Origin of the sequence: Endozoicomonas sp. YOMI1 (assembly GCF_024606345.1) — a bacterium.
Taxonomy (GTDB): domain Bacteria; phylum Pseudomonadota; class Gammaproteobacteria; order Pseudomonadales; family Endozoicomonadaceae; genus Endozoicomonas.
This window is the reverse complement of the sequence record NZ_JAHHPM010000432.1, coordinates 1-3,061: the sequence shown is the minus strand read 5'-3', so window position 1 is coordinate 3,061 and position 3,061 is coordinate 1. Positions and strand designations below refer to the sequence as shown.

Below are 3,061 nucleotides of genomic sequence, written 5' to 3'. Positions count from 1 at the left end.
AGGAGTTTGCCCAGACGCCGGTTTAACGAAGGGTTGTGAAAGCAGTCTGTAGCCCGCAAGTCGCCCCCCAGGGAATCAGACTCGGCCAGAACAACGCTGGATTTATGATAGGAATTGAACTAAGAATTGAAATTTTGGTGTGTAGAGTTAAGTACAAATTTCTAACCAGTTTAAGCTGGATGGAATGTTTGATTCTAAGGTTTTCCTGATATTGCATCGAATCGACATGGAGCAAGGCATGATCAGAGGCGAAATTGTTAATCCACCCGTTCAAATTAAAGCACAGGAAAGTGTTGAAGAAGCTACCCCCCGTCATGGTCCACAGAGACATAATGCCGTTCCTTATCTGGAAATTGATGGCGATGGAACACATGAACAACAAACTGTTGGTCTTTCGATTCGTACCATTACTGATTTGAACTCCCGTTTAAACCGCTTTGAAAATACTTCGTCGGCTACTGTCATGCACGGCCAAGGGGTTCCTGAGGCAGGTGGGCACAATGGACAAGATAACCCTCCCACACAACAGATTGCCCCTCGCAAGCCATATCCAGGTGTTCCTAAGGAAAAAGAATTCAAAATGAATAATAATCCCCCGGGCAATTACTGTGCGAGATATGCCAATATACCGAAGGAGTTTGAACCTGAAACTGTCCGGATTGGCAACCAGGAATTGATAACGCTGGATCAACCCTTCGTTGATCCAATCATTGCTGCAGGCAGGGGCTTTGCGGAGTTGTTTAACTTCAGTTTTCTGGCTGATTTTTTAAGCAAAAACGACAAAATCGAATACATTGTTGATGTTGGCTGTAATGGCGGAGATTTTTCCCTGACAATGCAAAACTATCTCAGGGAGCAAGGATTCCAAATTAAAGTGATTCCTGTGGAGGTATTCAATTTTTATGACGGTCTTGATGACGACATCAGGCGATTCCCCATCAACATACTCCCGGCCCAGGAAATTGCGGATGCTTCACCTTCAACCACTTTATTTACCGCCATCCGCCCAAATACAGGCTCCGCCTCAGAAGCAAGAGCATTGAGCAGGGAGATTGCACAGGGCATTACTGACTTTAACCTCACCACATTGATAAAAAACAATCCAGACTGTTTTGTACTGACCGCCCAAGGTCCGTGTGATTCCTCACCCCAGGATTATATTCCCCCGGAACTGGTTCACACAAAACATTACACGGTATTTGCCGATCCCTTTTCGCCCAGGGATCATGTGCCAATGGATCTTCGCCAGGTAAGAGCCGTCGAATTGAACGCAGAAAACAGTGATATTTATCGGTTAAACCAGTTGCTGGCAAAACTGCCTGAACAGCGGGATAGTTATCTGGCTTTGATCGCTGCAATTAAGGATAAATTACAACCGGAAATGCTCCGAGAGCCTGAGCAATGTTGGCCAGACATTATCTTCAGGATATATCTTGAAAAAATGTTACGTAAGGAGTGGGGTGGGGATGTCTTCATTTACGAAAACATAAAATCTGACTTGGAAAACAATGGCTTTGGAATGGATTGCTGGCATATATACCGTCAGGATGTCAAAGCCTCAGAATTTGAGTTAGCGAGTCCACCAATAAGAAGTCAGCCTGAACCTGAAAAGGCTGCATCCCAGGGCTTTTTCTGTAAAATCCTCTGATCAGGATTTTTACCTTCCGAGTGCGTTTTTGTGAAAGTCAAAGTTGAGCAGTCAAATACTGAGTTTTATAAGTAGTTGGCCACGCCATCAATAAGCAAACCACATTAGCGAGAACGCTTTTTCGGATGAGGGCTGAAACGTTTGGCACTGCCTTTCACTTTCCTGGCCTGCATTTCGTTCTTTTTCAGCCGATCCTGCGGCTTTTTGTGGAAGGCGGGTGCGGGTGACAGGTCAACCAGCGCGGCAAGCGCGTCGATATCCTGTTTTTCCAGCTCTTGAAACTGCCCCTGGCGCAGGTGATCAGGAATGATCATGCTGCCAAAACGGACCCGCTTCAAACGGCTGACTTTCAGATCCTGGGATTCCCAGAGACGACGGACTTCACGGTTACGGCCTTCAAGAATGCAGACGTGAAACCAATGGTTAATGCCAGTACCACCGGAGTCCACAATATCGGTAAATCGAGCCATTCCGTCTTCCAGCTCGACACCTTCAAACAGGTTTTTCACTTTCTGCTGGGTGATGTCACCCATGACCCGTACGGCATACTCCCGCTCAATGGAGTGGGAGGGGTGCATCAGACGGCTGGCCAGTTCTCCATCGTTAGTAAACAGCAGCAGACCGGAGGTATTGAGGTCCAGACGGCCGATGGAGATCCAGCGCTCGCCCTTCAGTTTAGGGAGTTTGTCGAATACCGTTGGACGGCCTTCCTTATCAGAACGGCTGCAGATTTCGCCTTCAGGTTTGTTATAAGCAATGACACGGCGAATACCGGAGGCATAGGTGTCCAGCTTAATAACCCGGCCGTCCACGGCAATAACGTCGGCCAGGGTTGCCCGGTCACCCAGGCTGGCTTTGACACCGTTGACACTGATGCGTCCTTCGGTGATCCAGCGCTCCATCTCACGGCGTGAGCCAAGGCCAGCGCCCGCCAGGATCTTTTGCAGTTTTTCGCCCTGCGGAGGGAGTGTAGTTTCTGTGGTCATGGGATATCGGCGGGGTCTCCGCCCGGAATTTAATTTAACAAGAAGGAAAGCAGTATAACGGCAGGTTCGGGTACAAACAATCCGGTTGAGCCGCAGTGAAATAGAGTAATGAGTATTAAACAGGTTAAAAGAGAAGAGAAATAGAAACAGCTTGTTTCACATCCAGCATGCATATTCCCAGGTAAAGCGTGGTTGTCGCAAAACTTTGCTTGCAGAACATTCTGCATGACAATAAAAAAGTGACCCCGGATCAGGTTATTCAGGAATTCAACCGGAAACCAGATCAAAACAACAAGTACAAATTAGCGATAGCTCGCTTTACGTCGGAATGTTGCCTGAGGGATCTGCCACTGACTGGCCAGGCGGTCACACTGGATGCGGTGGTTAAAGATTTTCCGGGCAGTTGAAATAAAAAGCAACGAACGCA

General features: G+C 47.6%; 3 protein-coding genes. 2 read left to right on the top strand and 1 reads right to left on the bottom strand.

The annotated features are described in order from the left end of the window. Positions 1 to 238: 238 nt before the first annotated feature. Positions 239 to 1,648 (top strand): hypothetical protein, encoded by a 1,410-nt coding sequence (locus KDK15_RS15230; RefSeq protein ID WP_257296242.1) that lies wholly within the window; start codon positions 239 to 241, stop codon positions 1,646 to 1,648. Between the two features lie 104 nt (positions 1,649 to 1,752). Here KDK15_RS15230 and rluB read toward each other — a convergent pair whose 3' ends face one another. Then, positions 1,753 to 2,634 carry a 23S rRNA pseudouridine(2605) synthase RluB gene (gene rluB, locus KDK15_RS15225; RefSeq protein ID WP_257296241.1) on the bottom strand — a complete coding sequence of 294 codons (882 nt, stop codon included), beginning with the start codon at positions 2,632 to 2,634 and terminating at the stop codon, positions 1,753 to 1,755. A 188-nt stretch (positions 2,635 to 2,822) separates the two neighbouring features. Here rluB and KDK15_RS15220 point away from each other — a divergent pair, with 188 nt between their 5' ends. Continuing rightward, positions 2,823 to 3,041, top strand: coding sequence for a hypothetical protein (locus KDK15_RS15220; protein WP_257296240.1), 219 nt, complete (start codon positions 2,823 to 2,825; stop codon positions 3,039 to 3,041). The last annotated feature ends 20 nt before the right edge of the window (positions 3,042 to 3,061 follow it).